General features: G+C 33.8%; 17 protein-coding genes. 1 reads left to right on the top strand and 16 read right to left on the bottom strand.

Translation table 11 applies throughout. From position 1 onward, the window contains the following. Positions 1–104: 104 nt before the first annotated feature. The 7 genes from OD917_RS11290 to OD917_RS11260 all read right to left on the bottom strand — a co-directional run bounded on the left by OD917_RS11290 (position 105) and on the right by OD917_RS11260 (position 7996). Positions 105–1178, bottom strand: a complete 1074-nt coding sequence (locus OD917_RS11290) for a winged helix DNA-binding domain-containing protein (RefSeq protein WP_263523622.1) — start codon at positions 1176–1178, stop codon at positions 105–107. A 170-nt stretch (positions 1179–1348) separates the two neighbouring features. Continuing rightward, entirely contained in the window at positions 1349–2062 is a 714-nt protein-coding gene (locus OD917_RS11285; RefSeq protein WP_263523621.1) for a 3'-5' exonuclease, read from the bottom strand. Between the two features lie 201 nt (positions 2063–2263). Then, entirely contained in the window at positions 2264–2740 is a 477-nt protein-coding gene (locus tag OD917_RS11280) for a methylated-DNA--[protein]-cysteine S-methyltransferase (protein ID WP_263524572.1), read from the bottom strand. A 62-nt stretch (positions 2741–2802) separates the two neighbouring features. Then, on the bottom strand, positions 2803–3618 hold the full coding sequence (locus tag OD917_RS11275) for an NAD-dependent epimerase/dehydratase family protein (RefSeq protein WP_263523620.1): 816 nt from the start codon (positions 3616–3618) through the stop codon (positions 2803–2805). A gap of 94 nt (positions 3619–3712) precedes the next feature. Further along, a complete protein-coding gene (locus OD917_RS11270) occupies positions 3713–6106 on the bottom strand; it encodes a M28 family peptidase (protein WP_263523619.1) in 2394 nt (797 codons plus the stop codon). A 16-nt stretch (positions 6107–6122) separates the two neighbouring features. Then, positions 6123–6470, bottom strand: coding sequence for a hypothetical protein (locus OD917_RS11265; protein WP_111284909.1), 348 nt, complete (start codon positions 6468–6470; stop codon positions 6123–6125). Next, positions 6467–7996, bottom strand: a complete 1530-nt coding sequence (locus tag OD917_RS11260) for a bifunctional GNAT family N-acetyltransferase/carbon-nitrogen hydrolase family protein (RefSeq protein ID WP_263523618.1) — start codon at positions 7994–7996, stop codon at positions 6467–6469. Before OD917_RS11260 ends, OD917_RS11265 begins: the two co-directional genes overlap by 4 nt. Before the next feature lie 177 nt (positions 7997–8173). On the opposite strand from OD917_RS11260, the gene OD917_RS11255 reads away from it, so the two are divergent. Continuing rightward, the gene (locus OD917_RS11255) at positions 8174–8506 is read left to right on the top strand and encodes a single-stranded DNA-binding protein (protein WP_177211631.1); all 333 of its coding nucleotides are present in this window, start codon (positions 8174–8176) and stop codon (positions 8504–8506) included. Positions 8507–8572: 66 nt separating this feature from the next. Here the strand turns inward: OD917_RS11255 and OD917_RS11250 are convergent, their stop codons facing one another. From OD917_RS11250 to metG, 9 genes are all read right to left on the bottom strand, one after another. After that, positions 8573–9265 carry a DUF2461 domain-containing protein gene (locus tag OD917_RS11250; RefSeq protein WP_263523617.1) on the bottom strand — a complete coding sequence of 231 codons (693 nt, stop codon included), beginning with the start codon at positions 9263–9265 and terminating at the stop codon, positions 8573–8575. Between the two features lie 81 nt (positions 9266–9346). Then, on the bottom strand, positions 9347–9532 hold the full coding sequence (locus tag OD917_RS11245) for a hypothetical protein (RefSeq protein WP_263523616.1): 186 nt from the start codon (positions 9530–9532) through the stop codon (positions 9347–9349). A gap of 81 nt (positions 9533–9613) precedes the next feature. Further along, positions 9614–10132, bottom strand: a complete 519-nt coding sequence (locus tag OD917_RS11240; RefSeq protein ID WP_263523615.1) for a ferritin — start codon at positions 10130–10132, stop codon at positions 9614–9616. 190 nt (positions 10133–10322) lie between these two features. After that, on the bottom strand, positions 10323–11459 hold the full coding sequence (locus tag OD917_RS11235) for an OmpA family protein (protein WP_263523614.1): 1137 nt from the start codon (positions 11457–11459) through the stop codon (positions 10323–10325). Positions 11460–11638: 179 nt separating this feature from the next. Next, positions 11639–13033: a hypothetical protein gene (locus OD917_RS11230; RefSeq protein WP_263523613.1), complete on the bottom strand. Its 1395-nt coding sequence runs from the start codon at positions 13031–13033 to the stop codon at positions 11639–11641. 33 nt (positions 13034–13066) lie between these two features. Next, complete coding sequence (locus OD917_RS11225; RefSeq protein WP_263523612.1) at positions 13067–13696, bottom strand: chloramphenicol acetyltransferase; 630 nt, start codon at positions 13694–13696, stop codon at positions 13067–13069. Next, positions 13696–14403: an HAD family hydrolase gene (locus OD917_RS11220; protein WP_263523611.1), complete on the bottom strand. Its 708-nt coding sequence runs from the start codon at positions 14401–14403 to the stop codon at positions 13696–13698. The genes OD917_RS11225 and OD917_RS11220 overlap by 1 nt, the downstream gene beginning before the upstream one ends. 201 nt (positions 14404–14604) lie before the next feature. Then, complete coding sequence (locus OD917_RS11215) at positions 14605–15489, bottom strand: DMT family transporter (protein ID WP_263523610.1); 885 nt, start codon at positions 15487–15489, stop codon at positions 14605–14607. 106 nt (positions 15490–15595) lie between these two features. Continuing rightward, positions 15596–17731, bottom strand: coding sequence for a methionine--tRNA ligase (metG, locus tag OD917_RS11210; RefSeq protein ID WP_263523609.1), 2136 nt, complete (start codon positions 17729–17731; stop codon positions 15596–15598). Between the last annotated feature and the right edge of the window lie 462 nt (positions 17732–18193).

Here is an 18193-nt window from a genome sequence, read left to right as displayed (position 1 = left end):
AATTTTTTGTAAATGTAATTATTTAGCAATAATAAGCATAAAGATTTTAGTAACGAAACAAGTGGAAATAGATATTAACGGTAAATTTTTAATTAAAAATCAATCTATTCAATAATAATTTTGGTTTCCAAATACGTTTCGAAAGATTTAATTCCTTCAAACAGAATTTCTTTTTTCGAACTTTCAGTTTCTTTGAAAAAATCCGTTTCAATTTTAACATGATCTTTTTTGACGGTTCTTTTCCAGATTCCTATTACTTTTCCGTTTTCTAAAATTATGGGCTTAAAAATGCCATTGTTGGTAAAAACTTTTGATTGATGTTCTGTATTAAAAGACGCTTCACGTGTTTTATACGAAATCAAAATCTCATCAAAAGCAGGAAGAAAATGTACGCTTTCGCGAAAACTATCCGCGTCAAAACTATCTTTTTTAAACCAATATTGCTGATTATCAATGGTAATACGGCTTAATTGCAACTCTATTGCGTTAATTGTTTTTTGACAAATTGTAGGCGGAAACCCTGACCACCACGAAAAATCAGAGACCGTTGCTGGTCCATGACTTTCAAAATAACGTTGAGCAAGTTTTGCTAATGCTTCTTCTTTGTTCAATTTGGTTTTCGGTTTCGGAACTCTTTCTTCGAGCAAAGCATAAGTGATTTGCTTGCCTTTCATTTTTCCATTACAGACCAAACCATCCAATTCTGCGTTCATCATAATAGCCGAGCTCAAAAAATCGTCACTTGCAGTTTTGGTAATTCCAAGTTTCTGCATGATTTCATTTCGAGTTAAATGATTGTTTCCTGTTAATAGTTTCTCAATCGAATTATTGGTTTGATTTAGCTTTTTGTCATCGTAACCAAATTTTTTCGCTGCAGAAGCTGTAAAACGTTTCACTTGAGGTGAAGAAAGATCCATCATCCAATAAATATCTTCTGCTGAAACAAAATGCCAAGTTGGGCGCAAAATATGGGTTCGAATAATTTTGCCTGAATTAATAGCTTCTTCAATTTCTTTCTCCGAAAAATCACAGCGAGAGCCAATAGCCCATTTCGCCATTGCATAATCTTGAGCCTGCATAGCACCGAAATGTTTTACAACTTCTTGTGGTAAACAAGAACTTGTTTTATAAAGCTTTTGGGCAACCAAACGATGATGTGAAATTTCAGAATGTGTCATTTAGAAATTTTTTTGTTAAACCAAATAATTATATAAGTTTATGTAAAACTTTGTATATCTGTACTGTTTACTTTTTAATTATTAAAGTAATATAGGCATAAGTTTATTTAAACCTTCAGTTTTTCAAACTTAGCAGCTCAGCATCTTAGAACCTTAGCAACTTAAAAAAGCTATACATGAATAATTTCATCCTCAATCAGCAAATCTTCTCGGCGTAAGCGCAAGAAAATTTGGGCAACAGCAATAGTATCTTTTTCGCAATAGGTAATAATTCGGTCAATATCTTTTTCAACATAATAGACATGAGCAACCTGACTTCCGTCAATATCTCCTTTTGGAGATGGAATTCCAAGAATCTTAGTCAGCAATTTTAAAGAAGTAAAATGCTTATAATCGCCAAATTTCCATAATTCTAAAGTATCTAAATGCGGAATTTCCCAAGGCTTTTTTCCAAAAAGATTTAGTTTGTCAGGAATTGGCATTTGATTGATGATCATTCTTCGAGCAATAAAAGGAATATCAAACTCTTTAGAATTATGTCCGCACAATAAATGCTGTGGCTTTTTGAAATGATTATTGATCAGATTTGAAAAGTCTTTTAGGATTTTCTTTTCTTCGCCAAAAAAAGAAGTCACTCTAAAATTGCGAACATCGCCTTTGATAGTAAAAAAGCCAACTGAAATGCAAATAATCTTTCCAAATTCGGCCCAAATTCCTGCACGTTCATAAAATTCTTCTGGTGTAAAATCGTCTTTTCGCTGATATTGCGTTTTTAAATCCCAAAGCGACTGCATTTCCGCGTCAAGCGAATTGAAATTTTCTTCTTCAGGAACAGTTTCTATATCAAGAAAGAGAATGTTGTTAAGGTTTATCTTTTCAATCATATTTTTTGCTTGTGGTTTTTTGCCACGAATTTCACGAATTATACTAATTCTTTGCCGATATAAATGTACACAAATTTGATTTTTTATAGATCATGAAATATGTAATTGAATGAATTTTCTTATTCAAACATAGAAATGTGAAAAATAAAGAAATTAAAGGGAAGAAGAATTAGTGATAATTTTTGCAATTAGTGGCAAATACTAAAACAAACTTTGCTGTGCAGACGGACTTTCGTGTTCTAAAAGCCATTTTTTACGAGATAATCCGCCGGCGTATCCAGTTAAAGATCCATTTGTGCCGATAACGCGATGACAAGGAACAACAATCCAAAGTGGATTTTTACCATTTGCTGATGCTACGGCACGAATTGCCTTTACATCTCCAAGCTTTTTGGTTTGATCCATATAACTCACCGTTTTCCCGTATGGAATCTCTAGCAATGCTTTCCAGACTTTTTGCTGAAATTCGGTTCCCTGCGGATTTAGTTTTAAGTCAAAATTGGTTCTTTTGCCTTCGAAATATTCATTTAGCTGTGAAACGGCATCTTGTAAAACCTTTGGAATTTTCTTAGAAACTTCATTTGTACCAACATCAGAAACAGAAATTACTGCAATGCCGTTTTCATCTCCAATGATTTTGGTGATTCCTAGAGGGGAGTTGATATAAACTGTTTCCATCATTTACCAAATTTTTTACCGCAAAGGTGCTAAGGTTTATCGCAAAGTTCGCAAAGTTTTTTTTAATAATTCTCCAACTTGAATTGATAGCTTAGAGTTTTTTCAATTTTTTCACTAGAAATTACCTTTTTGATATTTGATTTTTCAGAACTGAATTTAGGTTTCTCCAAGCTCATTTCAATCGCTTTATTCGTATAATATTCTTCTCTTGTTGGATGAAAAGGTGCAACGGCATTAAAAACTTCATTCCATTTAGATTGGATTATTATTTCTTCAATAATTTTAATGCAATCGTTTTGGTGAATTAAATTGATTGGTGCATCTGGATTTTCAAGATTTTCTTTTCCAGCTAAAAACTTTACAGGATGACGATCTTCGCCAATTAATCCGCCAAAGCGCAGAATTGTGGTTTCGAAGTTTTGATTTTCTTGAAGAAGATTTTCTGCTAAAACCAATTGTTTACCGCTCTCAGTCTCTGGATTCGGAATTGTTTCTTCGTTTATAAAACTATTATTATCGCCATAAACAGAAGTTGAACTCACAAAAAGCACTTTTTTAACGGTTGATTTTTCTATAAAAGGAATTAAAGTTTGGATTTTTTCGACAAAAATCTTCTTTTCAGAATTTGGATCGGCAGCTCTTAATTTTGGCGGAATATCAATAATTAGAATTTCGCTTTTCGCTAAAAAAGTATTGATGTTTTCAGAAACACTTTCGCTTTCAAGTTTCACTAAAAAAGAATGTACTCCTAAATCTTTTAAAATAGAGAGTTTGTTTTCTGAAGTTGTTGATCCGTTTACTGAATTTCCTTTTTCAATTAATGCTTTTGCTAAAGGAAGACCAAGCCAACCACAGCCTAATATGCTTATTTGTTTCATTTTTCATTTTTGAGGCACAAAGATACAAAGGTTCAGAAGGGCAGAGGATTTAATTAAAATAAAAAAGGCAGATTTAAATCTGCCTCTGTGTTTTTTATTCTGGTTTTACAGCTGGTGCTGTTATGCTATCTTTTGCAACCGTCAAACTATCTTTAACCACAACTGGTTCGATCGGTTTTACTGGAGGTGTATATCTTTTGATTTTCTGTTGTATTAAAACCGCATCATTTAAAACGAAAGGAGTTGGCATCATCCAGTTTTCTCTTGGTTTAACATTTAATAACGGATTAGTCATTAAATCAAACGAACTTTCGATTAAATCCATATCAAAAATAGACGATTTGTTGATGTAGAATTCCATTTCAAGCGGTTCATTTCCTACAACATAATAGCATAAAATTTTGCTGTCTTCTCTTTCAAGACGATTTCCTTTTTCTCCTGAAGTAGCTACGCCATTTGCTTTAAAGTTATAAAACGTCATTTTTGGATTAGCGTAAATGTCGTAACGATTTACTTTTCTATTTGGAGTAATCCTGATTTTCAAATATCTATTGTTTCCAATAACACTATCTCTCAAAAATTGAATTGTTGGTTTTGGAACCTCTACAACTGGCGCTATAGCGCTGAAAGTAAATGTTGAATTGTATTTGCTTGAAAGAGGCAGTGTATTCAAACCAATTGCTTTCTGATTCGTTTGTCCTAAATAAGATTTAGTCCATTCGTCTAAATTAGTATCATAAGTTGTCCATACAGCAGAATTATTATCTGCATTATAAACATATAATAGACTGTTTGATTTGGCTTTGCCCTGTTCGTATCCTGAATTATATCCTGCGTAAACGAAAAATGAGATCGAAGCGATAAAGAAAATGACAATCCAAGCGCCTTTTTTAGCGAATGCTCCAAAAACTGGAAGTAGCAATCCGAATAGTAAAACAGTTAAAATAGCACTTCCATATAAAATTTTAAGCCCTAAACCAATTGGAAACATTACGATAAAAGGAGCAATGATTGCTAAAGCCGGAATGCTGAAAAGTAAATTCATTCCTAAACTGTAATGCTGTGTAAAGACAAATATTCCGAATAAAAGGATTCCGAAATAAACGGGAATGATTAAGAAACCGGCGCCAGTTAAGCTATTTGCTAAAAAACCGTTAATGATAATCCAAAGCAATAAAGGAGCCACGAAATGATTCATGGTAATTTTAGCTTCAGAGAAATGGTGGTAGAAAGCAAAACAAATTGCAATACTCAAGGTAACAAATGCGCCAATGTAAGCATGTCCGTTATAAGTAAATCCGTTCAAGAGATCAGAATATTGCGGATAAATTTCAAGCATTAATTTCCATCCTAAAAATGTTACCAATCCTGAAATTATAATTGAACCAAGAAAAGGAACAAAACCTTTGAAAATTTCTGTAAAAGTGATGATTCTTTTTACTTTTCCAACGAAAATAAAGAAAACTAATAAGCCAAAAGCAATTAGTGTCATTGGCATTACCCAAGAAAACGGATAACTGATGAAAGAAAATGGAGCACTGAAATAAACATTATCTTGAGTAGATTCTGTTTGGTTTAAGTCAATGTTTGCGAAGTATTTTATCAAAGGCATGATGTAAGTACCTTGATGCGCAAGTGTTGTTTTGTTTAAATGCTGTACATCATCCTGCTGTGTATGATAATTGAAATGACCATCGATAAAAGCAAAATTGAAACCCTGGATATTTCCTTGTTCCCTAAAAACAGTTAGATCAGTATCATTTGGAAGCATTTTGTAAATGCTATACATGAGAGAGTTTGAAACTGGATGAGAAGGTTTTGCATTTGAAAATTCTCTAACCAAAGCCTCATTTCCTTTGTTGGTTTCCATTAACATATAACTTGGCCCAGAAGTTCCTCGTGCTTCGAAATTTAAAACCAAACCAACGTCTTTTGCCCAAGGATGCTTATTCACAAACAATGCAGCTCCGTTTAAACCTAATTCCTCAGCATCAGAGAATAATATGATAATATCATTTTTTTGAGGATGTTTAGAATATAAAAAGGCACGTACACCTTCTAAAATTGTTGCAACACCAGAAGCGTCGTCGCTTGCGCCTTTTGAGAAAGAATGTGGTGCACTATCGTAATGAGAGAGAAGTAAAAGTGCTTTTGTATTGTCGGTTCCTTTAATTCGAGCCAAAATATTCTTTGACTTTACTAAAAGACCTTTATCATTTAGAGTAAAACCTTCCTGAATACTCGTTTCTAAGCCTATTCTGTTTAATTCGAGTTTTAGATAATTGGCAACTAATTCGTGATTTGTCGATCCGACGTAGTGCGGTTTCTGCGCAATAATCTCAACCTGATTTAAGGCTCTTTCGGTCGAGAATTCAGCAAGCGCTTCGTCATCTTTAGAGATTCCTTGCGGCATCATCGTGGCATATATAATGCCGAGTAAAGCTAAAACGCAGGCTATGGCTAGAATTGAGGTTTGGTTTTTTCTCATGGTGAATAAATACTAACTATATTTCTTTTTTAACAAGCATAAAATAATCATTGTCCAAGGAACGATAGCCTTGATCGTACAAGAAATAATATGTATTTCCTGTCTTGGTTTGTAAAATGTTTGTAAAGAACTCAAAATCAAAGCCTTTGTTCAGCATTTTGTCTCTTGAAGCTTTCGATTTTCCGTCTACATTTAACTCTGCCAAAATACGGTAATTTTTGCGTAACTTGTTGTTTATATTTCGCATGAAATTCGTACTATCTTTATTTATTTTGTTATTGTAGGCATTTCGGCAGCTATCTGAACAGAATTTCTTGTCTTCGCGACCAAAAATTTTGGCTGAGCATTCGAGGCATGTTTTCATGAATTCAATTTTTTAATTTCGTAAAGATCTGTTCTTCGGTCTTTTAATGTTTTTACGCTTCCGTGTTCGTGAAGTTCTTTCAATAAATTAAGATCCACATCTACAATTAAAGTCATTTCTGTATTTGGAGTAGCTTCAGCTTTGATTCCGTTACTTGGAAAAGCAAAATCAGAAGGAGTAAATACGGATGACTGTGCATATTGAATGTCCATATTATTTACTTTCGGAAGATTTCCAACGCAGCCCGCTATTGCAACATAACATTCGTTTTCGATTGCACGTGCTTGCGAACAATGTTTTACGCGTGTATAACCGTTTTGGGTATCTGTCAAAAAGGGTACAAATAAGATATCCATTCCTTCATCTGCCAAAAGTCTAGAAAGTTCAGGGAATTCAACGTCGTAGCAGATTAAAATTCCGATTTTACCACAATCTGTATCGAAGGTTTTAAATTGTGATCCGCCTTTCATACCCCAATGAATCACTTCGTTTGGTGTGATATGAATTTTGGTATACATTTCTGAAGTTCCGTCTCTTTTGCATAAAAAACCAACATTGTAAAGATTTCCGCTTTCTACATACGGCATACTTCCAGTTATGATATTGATATTGTATGAAATGGCGAATTCTTGAAAACGCTTTCTGATTGGATCAGTATGACGTGCCAGTTCACGAATAGCTTCTGCCTCAGATAAATGATTATAATCGGCCATTAATGGAGCCGTAAATAATTCTGGAAACAAAGCAAAATCAGATCCATAACCCGAAACGGCATCAATGAAAAATTCAGCTTGTTCAAAAAGTGCTTCGACATTATTCAACGGACGCATCTGCCACTGAATTAATCCTAAACGAATAATGTTTTTCTTCAGATTAATCAGTTTCGGACTATCATCGTAGTAAATATTATTCCATTCCAGTAAAACTGCAAATTCTTTCGATTCTTCATCGCCTTCCAAATAATTTTTAATGACTCTCAAAACGTGAAAATCGTTGCTTAACTGAAAAGAAAGAACTGGATCGTATAATTCTTTGGTTCGTACTTTTTCAATATACGTTTTGGGAGACATTTTTTTTGCGTGTTCTCTATAGTTCGGAATTCTTCCTGCAAAAACAATCGCTTTTAAGTTCAATTGTTCGCAAAGTTCCTTCCTTGCATCATATAATCGACGGCCAAGACGCAGGCCTCTATAGTTTGGATGAATAAAAACATCAATTCCGTATAAAATTTCAGCATTATCATTATGAGTTGAGAAAGTGTAGTCACCGCTAATTTGTTGATAATTGTGTCTTTTTTCAACTAATTTTTCATCGACAATTAGAGATAGGGCAGAGCCAACAACTTTTCCGTCAACTAAAATCACCAGCTGTCCTTCTGGAAAAATAGAAAGCAGTCTTTCTATATCGTCAGAGCCCCAATACGAATCGGCCATTTCTGGATACGATTCGATCATTGATTTTTTTAATTGTTTATAGTCTTCAATTTCAAGATTTCGTAATTCGACTTTTTTAATTTTTGTCTGCATATCGTAAGATTTATCTCAAATATACAAAAAACAATTTCCATTTACAAACGTTTACAAATACTTACAGTCGATAGTAAATAGTTAGCAACCGACTGTCAGTACTTGGGTTTTGCATCTTTGCCGTGTTGAATTTGATGAACGATTCAATTTAATAGTAACATAAAAATAGTATACGCCATGAGTGCAATTAGAAACAAAGTACAATTAATCGGGAATGTTGGTAATGATCCAGAAATTAAAACATTAGAAAGCGGTAGAAAGCTAGCACATTTGACAATCGCAACAAATGAGATTTACAGAAATGATAAAGGCGAGAAAGTAGAGCAAACAGAGTGGCATCGCATAACAGCTTGGGGGAAAACAGCAGAAATTATCGAAAAATATGTTGTAAAAGGAAAAGAAATAGCTGTTGAAGGAAAACTAACACACAGAAGCTATGATGATAAAAATGGTGAAAAGAGATATATAACTGAGGTTGTGGTAAATGAAATTTTACTGTTGAGCAAATAACGCTTTTGCAAAATAACTAAACCCGACAGGTTTCAAAAAACCTGTCGGGTCTATATTTTTACATTTTTATAAAATTGATACACCATTAGCATCAGTTGTCAGGACTTCGCTCATATAATCAAAAAAAGGCCTCATGTTTTTAAAGGCGTCTAAAGCCAGTTCTAAAAATTGCGGACTTAATACTTCGTCATCAGTAAAACGTTTTATGACCAAGAACTGTTTGAAGCGAAGTAAATCGATCGCAGGATGATCTGAATCAAAACCTTTTGGAGCTGTTTTTAATTGTTCGCCTTGAAGAGTTCCGAAATTGCTTTTGAAAGAATCTGAATTCAATATTTTTTGAAAAGTTTCTGGATCGCGAGCAAATTCGGTTCTTATTCGTTTTAAATCTGCTGTATTTGGACCCCAAAAGCCACCTGCAAAAAAGCTATTTCCTTTTTCGAGATGAAAATAATAACCACCGCGTCTCGCAGCAGTGGCACGAGTATAGCTTCCGCCCCAGAATGTTTTAAAAGGAGTTTTATCTTTAGAAAAACGAATGTCACGATAGATTCGATAAACGCTTTTTTTGCCTGAAGCATTTTCTAAGACATCAGTTTTGGAAAGTTCTTTCAATAATGCGCCTGCAAAATTCTCAATATGATTTAACTCAATTAAATATTCAGATTTGTGCTCATCAAACCAAGGTCTATTATTGTTTTCTTTAAGCTGGACTAAAAAATCCAAGCTCGATTTTGGGATTGTATTGGTGTTTTCCATAATGCAGTTTAAAAATAGGAAGATAATTATTCTCTAAATTAAAAAACCCACCGAGAATTCTGGTGGGTTTTGTATATTTTGTTAAGCCGTTTTTTTGAATAAATCAAACATAGGACAACGTGAGCAACGTTTCTTTTCACTTTTCTTATATTTCTCACAGCAAGAAGATTTACAGTTTTCAATCTTCTTAATTTTGTCAAGGATAACTTTGTTCTTTTTGTCTTTTTTATCCTTTTTTTTGTCCTTGTCTTTTTCTTTCTTACCCAATTTTCCTCTGTATTATAAAAACATAGGCAAATATAAACCAAAAAAGTTATTTTTAAATATTCTAAATAAACTTTAACTTTTTTATTTAGGATTGATAGCGATTGAACTAGTAACTGTTAATTGCTGAATATCACGATCGAACAAGTAAAGTCCACCTTTGTCATCTCCAATTAAGTTGATTTTATCTAAGATAGATTTAGCAGTAGCTTCTTCTTCAATTTGTTCAGATACGTACCATTGTAAGAAATTGTGAGTTGCATAATCTCTTTCTTCAAAAGTAATATGCACTAATTCGTTGATAGATTTCGAAACAAAAAGCTCGTGATTGTAAAGCTCTTCAAACATTTCTTTGAAAGTAGAATACGTTGTTTTTGGCGCTTTAAGATCTGTAACCTGAGCGTGACCTCCGCGTTCGTTTACATACTTAACTAGTTTAAGCATATGTGCACGCTCTTCGTCTGACTGTGTGTACATAAATTGGGCAATTCCCTCTAATCCTTGCACTTCAGCCCAACAAGCCATAGAAAGATAAGTTTGCGAAGATTCTGCTTCTATGCGGATTTGCTTGTTCAAAGCCGATTCAATATTTTTTGCTAACATAATAAGTGTCTTTTCTGTAAAATTAAGAAAAATTATTCATTACACTTTTGAGAAACCTCTAAAACATTAGACTTTTGAATTAACACTCAATAAAAATCTGGCAGGTACATCATTTCTAGAATTGTTTTTTAAATCAAAAAAATCCTTAAGAAAAAATCTTAAGGACTTTCAATCAAGTCTTAAAAAGAAATTATTTTACAATAAAAGTAACTCTTCTTGCTAATCTTCTAGCTTCGTCAGAGTCTTTTTGGATTGATGTATCTGCACCATTTGCAACAACATTTAAACGAGAAGAAGCAATTCCAGCTTTTTCAAAAATAGTTTTTACGTTTGTTGCTCTAGTCTTAGATAGTTTTTCATTGTACTCAGCTTTTCCAACTTGATCAGCATAGCCTACTAGGTCTAGAGATGCAGAAGGATTTTTTCTTAAGTAATTTAAAACAACATCGATTGCTGCAGTTGAGTTTTCGATTGGAGTTGTTTTATTAAAGTCAAAATACACACTGTAATATTTATCATTGATCATTCTTTTGATCAAATCATTATCAGTTAGCTGTGCATTGTTAACTTGTTTTTCAACAACAACCTCTTTTTGAACTGGTTTGTTTTTAATTTGAGATTCAAGATCTGCTACTTTATTTTCTAAAGCAGTAAGATCGGCATAATTGTTATTACCTTCAGTAACAACCCAGTCAGCGTGTTTTGTGTTTTTTCCTAAATACACATTTAAACCAACAGTTCCATTAAACAAGATTCCTGAAAAACCTCTATTGTCTTGAACATAAGCTCCGTCAAAAGTACGATCTTGAGATGCGTTTAAGATAGTTGAGAAATCTCCAGTTAAAGCCACTCTATTTGATAATCTTATTTGTCCAGTTACACCAGCAATAAAGTTGCCCACTTCATCTGCTCCTTTAAAATTATCATTTCTTAATTGGCCATAACCAAAACCAGCATGTCCTAATAAACCAATGGTGTTAGTCCAAGTTTCAAAATTCATGATGCGGCCTAAGTTGGCAACGGCTTGTAAATCTACTCTATAGTATTTTGAATCAAAATCGATAGAGCTGCCTTTTGCAGTTAAACTATTGTACCCAAAATCTGCCTTCAAACCAAACTTGTTATTAAACATGTAGCGAACACCTAGATCTCCAGTCCATGGACTTACAGTATTAGTAGAATATCCATTGCTAAAAGGTCTTTGTGGTTTATTAAAACCAGCACCTAATTCTACAGACCACTTATTAAAACTAGTATTGTTTTCTGTTTGAGCATGTACACCAGTTAATGCTAGGGCAAATGCAAGGGTCATTACAACTTTTTTCATTGTTATTTGAGATTTTAAATTTGGGTCAAAACAACAATAATTTGTAAGTAAATACTTCCCCTAAAAGACAAAAAGGTATTAAAATAAGCTTATTGCTTGATTGTGAAATAGTTGAAAAAGAAGTTGTAAATAACTATAATGCCCGTGTTTAGGGGTAAGTTGCTGATAACTAATTTGTCTTAATTAAATCCGTCTGTGAATTTACGCAAGACAAGCTGTTTGGTAACAATGTCGTAATAACTTAAAAGGGTGTAATTACTTAGTTTCAGAGTATTGGAAAGGAGAGCTTCTTTATGAGAATCTAAAAAATAATAAATCTTATCACTTGCAAATGGCTCGTGAGTTTCTTGCGTCAATTCTAGTTTTTTGGTCCAAATACTTTCAATAAAGACAGAATAGTTGGTTTCTAAATTATAATAGCTGCGAGAAGGAAAATCTCCAAAAAAATCATCAAAATTGAAACCACTCATGGAAACTGTTTTTAAATCGCTGCCCGTTCCTCCTAAAGTTATAAAGAGATTTTTTTTGTTTTTAAATACAGAAAGCCCAGCATCAAGATTGGATAATTCTTTTAAAAACTTACCTGTGTTTTTTAATTGTCTGGGCGCGCGATCTTCAATTTGCATTAACAAAGGCGAATTACTAAAACGGATCGTATCTTTTTTTGAAACGGCAAATGTTTTTATTGATTCGCCAGATGTGTAATCTTTGATATCAAATAGTAACTCATCAGCATTAACATTGATCTGATACAGTTTGTTTTCATGATAAAAAGAATTGGAGGTTTTTGGATTTTTTTCTCCGATAGGCTTCATAAAAGTCTTTTCTGTAATCTCCAAACTATCTAAATTGATGTCAAATAGCTGTGTTTTTCTAAAACTTTGATCCAATGTTAGAATCAAACGATTAGGCAACGTGTAAATTTTAGTTTTTGAAGTAGCTTTATATAACGGATTATTTTCTCCAGAATCCATTTTCTCAATAGGATTTTCATTCAGAATCTGATTGAATGTTCTTTGCTGGGTTTTGCGATCTCGAAAGACAAAAGGGCTGAAATCAAGAAGCCTTTCTTCGGCTATTCCATTTTTAAAAACAAACGCAGTTAAGGATTGTTTTGTTTTGCTCTGCATCAATAAATAGAAATGATTGTCTCTCTGATATTGTGTTACAATAAACTGTTCGTCGAGAGGAACAGGAAATTTTAAAGCCCTAAACGTCTTGGTTTCCATGAAATATTTAACCAAAATGATGTTTTTTTCTTCTCCAGAAAACCAATATAAGGTTGGATTTCCGTCTTCGCTAAAACTGCACCCCATTAATGATCTGTTTTCAACATATTTTCGAGAAGTTATAAACTGATCATTTAGAAATAAAGCACTGTTGTATTTTAATATTGAAACACTATCTGGAGTTGCGACGAAAGCAAAAACATCGTGAGTTGTTGTATTTTCGGCATTTAAAACTTGGGACTGTCCTATTTTGTTTTTTAAATCTATGGGATAAGAATGAATTACTGTTTGACTCAACAAAACAGTACTTGAGATTAAAGACAAAAAAAGGAAGATTTGTTTCATATGTTTTTACGCTCAAAAATCATTCCGCTTATTTTATTGATTCATAAGCTCTTGGAAAGTATCTATAAATTGGCCAACATGTATTCCGTCCATTAAACCGTGATGTACATAAACAGCCATTGACATGGTTCTTTTGCCAGTTTCATTGACCATCATTTTTCCAAATGAAATTTTCGGACAGCTGTCTGGGTATGTAAAACTGCGAGCGTGGGTAATCGAACTAAAATTTATCCACGGAATTGCCGAGAAATGTATCAGATTATCATTATCGAAAGACCTTGTAAAAAGTCCACTTGTATTTTGAATGCGTTCAATTTCAGTTAATGCAATTTGTTCAAATGTTTTAAAATCTGAATGATATTCGATTAAAGAAAACCCGAAAGTACCATCTTCACGACCAATAGTAGCAGAAGCATCTATTTGGTCATTAATGTAAATCTGGTTTTCTGAAATGCGATATCTAAAATTTTCGATTGCATTTACAGCAGCCAAAGTTTTATGTAAATAGAAAATGAAAAAAGAAGCATTTAAACTTTTTGCAGTTTGATACGCTTGTGTACAGTCGATTTCTACTGTTACTCCAAAAAAGGGTTCTTCCATTTGTTTAAAATGGGCAAAATGCTCTTTTCTATTCCAATTTTCTAGGTCAAAAAGTGTTTTCATTATAATAAATTCGGAACCACTTCCGCAATAGTTTCAAATGAACTAAAATGCTCGTGTTCTATAGTGTGATTAATTTTTTCGTGTTCCCAAGTCGTGTGAAACGGAATATGAACGGCATAACCGCCAATTCCCAAAACAGGCAAAACATCTGATTTTAATGAGTTTCCGATCATCAAAAACTCATGCGCCTGAATGTCCAAACGTCCAAGTAATTTTTGATAATCAATTTCTTGTTTGTCTGACATTACTTCGATGTGGTGAAAATAATGTCCTAATCCAGAACGGTGCAATTTACTTTGCTGATCTTTTAAATCGCCTTTTGTAGCAACAACCAATTTGTATTTTCCGTGCAAAGACTGAAGTGTTTCTTCAACTCCGTCTAATAATTCGATTGGTTTTTCAAGTAATTCTTTTCCGTATTGAATGATTTTTTCAATCACTTCAACCGGAATTGTTTTGTTCGAAATATTCATTGCGGCTTCAATCATTGAAAGAATATAACCTTTAATTCCGTAACCATACAAAGGCAGATTGGCAATTTCAATTTTAAATAATTCTTGCGAAATGCCTTGATGCGAAAGATAATCTTCCATTAAAGCACAAAATTTATGTTCGGTTTCCTGAAAATAAGGTTCGTTTACAAACAAAGTATCATCGGCATCAAATGCGATTACTTTTAAGTTTGGTATTTTAGTTTTATGTAACATAGTATTTTGTTTCAAGTTTAAGTTTTTCTTTGTTTAAGGTTTTCCTGCCACGAATTAAATTAATTTTTTTGCCACAGATTATTGGGATTAAAATGATTTTTTATTTGCTTAATCTGCCGAATCTGCGTGAGAACTTTTTTTTAAAATTAATTAATAATCTGTGTTAATTCTTTAAATCTGTGAAAATCTGTGAGCTGTTCTTTATTTAGAAAAAAGCCCTTTCAAAGAGATGGTTTTATCGTAAAAAGTAATTCGGATTCCGAAAAGCAGAATGATTCCGCCGAAAACCATTTGTAAAGTTATTTGTTCTTCCAAAAACAACCAAGCTAAAATTGAGGTAATTACAGCTTGACTCAATAAACTTAGCGAAACTCTTGTTGCACGCATGTGCTGAGTGGCATAACTAATGGAAAGCCAAGCGCACAATTGACAAATAACGGCTTGAAGCACGAGTACAAACCAGCCAGTATTTGAAAACCCTGTAAAAGGTTCGCCTAATGCGTAACATAAAATTCCTAAATAGATGCTTGAAGCAAATAAACTGATGGTCATAAACGAAAGAACATCGACTTCTGAAAGCACATTTTTGCTGACCAAAAGATAAATGGAATACAAAATGCCGGACAAAACAGCAAATAGAAATGCTTTATCAAAGTTTAAATCGATAAAAAACTCAAAACCAACCAAAGTTACCATTCCGAATAAAGCGACCAAGGTTCCGATCCAGAAATTCGTTGCAGGTTTCGCTTTCAGAAAAAAGAAAGAACCAACTCCAACCCAAACCGGAGATAAATTGGTCAGCAACGAAGCCTGAGTCGCGCTCGATTCCTGAATGGCGATATTCCAAACAGCAACATCCGACGAAAATAAAACGCCGCAAAGCACCGCCAAAAGTGCAAATTTTAGTTTTGGGAATTTAAAGTTTCCACTGAAAATGACATAAGGCAAAAGCAACACCACAGCAAAAAACATTCGGTAAAAAGCCGAAATTAATCCTGGTGTTAAACGTAATTTTACCAATATCGGAAAAATCGATATGCAAAGTATACCGCAGATTAGAGCTAATCTTGGTTTGGTGAGTTTCATTTTTAGTTTATTTTTTTCAAGTTTTTTGGTGTATAGTTTAAAAAAGAAAATTGCGTGAATCAATTAAATTTTAATCGACTCACGCAATTTATAAATATATAAATAATTAGTTTACAGTCGATCCATTAGGCGCATCAGCATCTGGATTTACAAAAACCAGTTTTCCTTCTGCATTTGTTGTCATTAAGATCATTCCTTGACTTTCAACACCGCGTAAAGCTCTTGGAGCAAGGTTTGCTAATACAGAAACACGTTTTCCGATGATTTCTTCTGGAGAAAAACTTTCAGCAATTCCTGAAACAATCGTACGAACATCAATTCCTGTATCTACTTTAAGAACCAAAAGTTTGTTTGCTTTTGGCATTTTTTCAGCTTCCAAAATAGTTCCGATACGAATATCCATTTTCGCAAAATCCTCAAACTGAATTAAATCTTTTTGCGGTTCTGCTTGTTTGTTTTCGGCAAGATTAGCTGTTTTTGTTGCTTCCAATTTATCTATTTGTTTTTGTATTTCTTCGTCTTCAATTTTAGCGAAAAGCAATTCTGCCTCGCCAATTTTGTGTCCAGCCGGAAGTAAATCTGAGTTTTCAGAAATGTCATTCCAACCTAATGTTTTGTCGATAATGATGTCTTTTGCATCGCGATCTTTCTCTTTCAAGAATTTGCTGAAACCTGCAAAGTGTTCTTTAAGATCTCCTAAATTCAAGATTTTAGAAAGTTTCGCAGCCGTGAAAGGTAAAAACGGTTCAGCCAAAACGCTCAACGCAGCAGCAATTTGCAACGCTACATACATTTGAGTTTTTACACGCTCTGGATTGTCTTTCATCACTTTCCAAGGTTCTTCGTCTGCTAGATATTTATTTCCTAAACGAGCTACATTCATCAACTCACCCAAAGCTTCACGGAATCTGTAACGCTCCACAGAACTTGAAATTACAGCTGGATAGGCTTTTAATTCTGCTAAAGTTTGTTCGTCAACGTCTGTAAATTCATTTGGCGCTGGAATAACTCCTTCGTAATATTTGTTGGTTAAAACCACAACACGGTTCACGAAGTTGCCGAAAACAGCAACCAATTCGTTGTTATTTCTAGCTTGGAAATCTTTCCAAGTAAAATCGTTATCTTTTGTTTCAGGAGCGTTCGATGTTAAAGCATAACGTAAAACATCTTGCTTATCTGGAAATTCTTCTAAATATTCGTGTAACCAAACTGCCCAGTTTTTAGAAGTCGAAAGTTTGTTTCCTTCCAAATTCAAAAACTCATTTGCCGGAACGTTGTCTGGTAAAATATAACTTCCTTCAGCTTTTAACATTGCTGGGAAAATAATACAGTGAAAAACAATATTGTCTTTCCCAATAAAGTGAACCAATTTGGTGTCTTGATCTTTCCAATATGGTTCCCAATCTTTTCCTTCGCGCGCTGCCCATTCTTTTGTAGAAGAAATATAACCGATCGGCGCATCAAACCAAACGTATAATTTTTTTCCTTCAGCTCCTTCAACAGGAACGTCAATTCCCCAATCAAGGTCACGCGTTACTGCACGAGGTTCTAAACCTGCGTCGATCCAAGATTTTACTTGTCCGTAAACGTTTGTTTTCCAGTCGTTTTTGTGGCCTTCTAAAATCCATTCGCGTAAAAAAGCATCGTAACGATCCAAAGGTAAAAACCAGTGTTTAGTTGATTTTAAAACAGGAGTTTCGCCAGTAATTGTCGATTTCGGATTGATCAAATCAGTTGCGTTCAAAGTAGAACCGCAATTTTCGCACTGATCTCCGTAAGCACCATCATTTCCACATTTTGGACAAGTTCCAACCACAAAACGGTCTGCTAAAAACTGATTTGCTTTTGCATCGTACAATTGTTCGGTAACTTCTTCAATAAAATCGCCTTTATCATACAAAATTCTAAAGAATTCTGAAGCCGTATCATGATGAATTTTAGCAGAAGTTCTAGAATAATTGTTGAATGAAATTCCGAAATCTGAAAACGATTTACGGATAATTCCATCATATTTATCAATAACTTCCTGCGGTGTAATTCCTTCTTTTTTGGCTTTCATAGAAATTGCAACGCCGTGTTCATCGCTTCCGCAGATAAATGCTACATCTTTTCCTTGCAATCTTAAATATCTAGAATATATATCTGCAGGCACGTAAACCCCTGCCAAGTGACCAATATGAATAGGTCCGTTGGTGTAAGGTAATGCCGCCGTAATGGTATATCTCTTTGGATCTTGTATCATAATTCAATTTTATTGAGTGCAAAAATAAGCAATAGAATTGAGATTTTAATATTACGTGGAGATTCGCTGCTATTTTCACAGAGTTGCACGAAGAAAAAACGCAGAGATTCCTAAGGTTTTTTTGAATTTGGTTCTCGCAAAGTCGCAGAGACGCAAAGTTTTTTTATTGCCACAGATTAAAGGATTGAAAAAGATTTTTAATGTGAATTGCCTCCAGCTTTAGCTGGAGGTTATGTAATATGAAATGGTACGGCTTTAGCCAAACACACGTATATTTGGCTAAAGCCATTTTGTAGAATTCGTATTATTGCATCCAGCTAAAGCTGGACGCAATTCAAAAAAAACTTTGCGACTCTGCGTCTTTGCGAGATTATTTCACTCCAATAAATAAAGTGCTTTGAAAGGATTCGACTTCGTTCAGTCTAACAAACGCTTTAAAAATCATTTTTAATCCTTTTAATC

Origin of the sequence: Flavobacterium sp. SH_e (assembly GCF_025717045.1) — a bacterium.
Lineage (GTDB): Bacteria > Bacteroidota > Bacteroidia > Flavobacteriales > Flavobacteriaceae > Flavobacterium.
Note: the sequence above shows the minus strand (reverse complement) of the source record. Positions and strands in the feature narration are given on the sequence as shown.

What these genes read in the sequence shown, in the direction of transcription:
- OD917_RS11290 (WP_263523622.1), bottom strand. Translation starts at nt 1,178, where the DNA reads ATGACACATTCTGAAATTTCACATCATCGTTTGGTTGCCCAAAAGCTT.
- OD917_RS11285 (WP_263523621.1), bottom strand. Translation starts at nt 2,062, where the DNA reads ATGATTGAAAAGATAAACCTTAACAACATTCTCTTTCTTGATATAGAA.
- OD917_RS11280 (WP_263524572.1), bottom strand. Translation starts at nt 2,740, where the DNA reads ATGGAAACAGTTTATATCAACTCCCCTCTAGGAATCACCAAAATCATT.
- OD917_RS11275 (WP_263523620.1), bottom strand. Translation starts at nt 3,618, where the DNA reads ATGAAACAAATAAGCATATTAGGCTGTGGTTGGCTTGGTCTTCCTTTA.
- OD917_RS11270 (WP_263523619.1), bottom strand. Translation starts at nt 6,106, where the DNA reads ATGAGAAAAAACCAAACCTCAATTCTAGCCATAGCCTGCGTTTTAGCT.
- OD917_RS11265 (WP_111284909.1), bottom strand. Translation starts at nt 6,470, where the DNA reads ATGAAAACATGCCTCGAATGCTCAGCCAAAATTTTTGGTCGCGAAGAC.
- OD917_RS11260 (WP_263523618.1), bottom strand. Translation starts at nt 7,996, where the DNA reads ATGCAGACAAAAATTAAAAAAGTCGAATTACGAAATCTTGAAATTGAA.
- OD917_RS11255 (WP_177211631.1), top strand. Translation starts at nt 8,174, where the DNA reads ATGAGTGCAATTAGAAACAAAGTACAATTAATCGGGAATGTTGGTAAT.
- OD917_RS11250 (WP_263523617.1), bottom strand. Translation starts at nt 9,265, where the DNA reads ATGGAAAACACCAATACAATCCCAAAATCGAGCTTGGATTTTTTAGTC.
- OD917_RS11240 (WP_263523615.1), bottom strand. Translation starts at nt 10,132, where the DNA reads ATGTTAGCAAAAAATATTGAATCGGCTTTGAACAAGCAAATCCGCATA.
- OD917_RS11235 (WP_263523614.1), bottom strand. Translation starts at nt 11,459, where the DNA reads ATGAAAAAAGTTGTAATGACCCTTGCATTTGCCCTAGCATTAACTGGT.
- OD917_RS11230 (WP_263523613.1), bottom strand. Translation starts at nt 13,033, where the DNA reads ATGAAACAAATCTTCCTTTTTTTGTCTTTAATCTCAAGTACTGTTTTG.
- OD917_RS11225 (WP_263523612.1), bottom strand. Translation starts at nt 13,696, where the DNA reads ATGAAAACACTTTTTGACCTAGAAAATTGGAATAGAAAAGAGCATTTT.
- OD917_RS11220 (WP_263523611.1), bottom strand. Translation starts at nt 14,403, where the DNA reads ATGTTACATAAAACTAAAATACCAAACTTAAAAGTAATCGCATTTGAT.
- OD917_RS11215 (WP_263523610.1), bottom strand. Translation starts at nt 15,489, where the DNA reads ATGAAACTCACCAAACCAAGATTAGCTCTAATCTGCGGTATACTTTGC.
- metG (WP_263523609.1), bottom strand. Translation starts at nt 17,731, where the DNA reads ATGATACAAGATCCAAAGAGATATACCATTACGGCGGCATTACCTTAC.